This window comes from Streptomyces sp. bgisy027, from assembly GCF_057710365.1.
Map to the genome: position 1 here is coordinate 1 of NZ_JBYIVZ010000126.1, position 1,409 is coordinate 1,409.

Annotated in this window: 1 protein-coding gene; it reads right to left on the reverse strand. The window is 72.1% G+C overall.

Annotated elements, in window-relative coordinates; all coding sequences use genetic code 11:
- Nucleotides 1–47: 47 nt before the first annotated feature.
- The gene (locus tag AC3ETA_RS47680; RefSeq protein ID WP_432199154.1) at nucleotides 48–1,049 is read right to left on the reverse strand and encodes a beta-ketoacyl-ACP synthase III; all 1,002 of its coding nucleotides are present in this window, start codon (nucleotides 1,047–1,049) and stop codon (nucleotides 48–50) included.
- Between the last annotated feature and the right edge of the window lie 360 nt (nucleotides 1,050–1,409).

Genomic DNA, 1,409 nt, shown 5'->3' on the forward strand with positions numbered 1-1,409 from the left:
CTGAGCTCCTGCTCTCTCGTTCTCGGTTGTCGGCCGGGTGCCGTGGGTCAGGACCGGTCCAGCCGCGGCCAGGTCAGCACCGCCGACCCCCAGGTCAGCCCGCCGCCGAAGGCGGTGAGCAGCACCCGCTGCGTCGGTTGCAGCACCCCCCGGGTGTGCGCCTGGTCGAGCGCGAGGGGGATGGAAGCGGCCGCCGTGTTCCCCACCTCGGCGATGTTGTTGAAGCACCGCTTTCTGGGAAGCCCGATCCCCTCAGCGACGTGATGGGTGATCCGGAGGTTGGCCTGATGGCTCACCAGGTGGTCGACGTCCCCGGCGTTCCAGCCCGCGCGGGCGAGCACGGCCTGCGCCGAGCCCGTCATACGGCGTACCGCGTGGCGGAACACGTCCTTGCCCGACATCGCGAAGTACGCATCGCTCGCGCTCGGTGCCACCCCGGAGAGGCGCTGCCTGGAGCCGCCCGCGGGCACGGTGATGAGGCTCTCGCCCTCTCCGTCGCTGCCCAGGTCGAACGGTCCGAGCGCGCCGGGTTCGGTGCCGGTGCCGGCGCGCAGGACCACGGCGCCGGCACCGTCTCCGAAGATGACGGAGGTGGACCGGTCGTCCGGGTCGAGAAGGGTGGAGAAGGTCTCCGCCCCGATCACCAGGACCCGGTCGGCCACCTCCGCGAGGATCAGGCCCGCCGCGGTCGCCAGCCCGTACACGAAGCCCGTGCACACGGCGGACACGTCGTAGGCCGCCGTCCCCGTCATGCCGAGGCGGGCGGCCACGACCGGAGCGGTCGCCGGACAGGGGCGGTCCGGCGTGGTCGTGGCCACGATCACGGCGTCCACGGCGGGCTCGCCCGAGCTCTTGAGGGCCTTCGCGCCCGCACCGACGGCGAGGTCCGAGGTCGCCGTGCCCGGTGCCGCGAAGTAGCGCTGTTCGATGCCGGTCCGCGACCGTATCCACGCGTCGGAGGTGTCGAGCCGGGCGGCCAGCTCGTCGTTGGACACGGCCCGGGTCGGCAGGCAGCTGCCGACGCCGGCCATGACCGCGGCCCGGTTCACCGGAGTCCGCCACAAGGGTCTTCGACGGTGCCCGGCTTCGGCCCCTCCGCACGACGTGCCACCACGTGAGCTCCTCGTCTTCCGGGTCCACGACTGCTGTCCGAGCCGAGTGTCGTCCGGTGGCCTTACCGATGGCTTACCGCGCACTGACCGATTACTGACGCGGCGTGTCACCGCGGTTCCGGCGCCGTCCGTGCCGTCTTGATCCCGCATCGCCGGTCAGCGAGCCGTAAGCCATCGGTCAGCGGTCGGTAAGCACCCGGTCCCAGACTCGGTACGGCGAACACCCGGCACGCGAAGGCGCGTTCGCCCTGCTCCCCACGGAGCGTGAGACGGGCCTCCGGAAAGGTAGGGCGCATC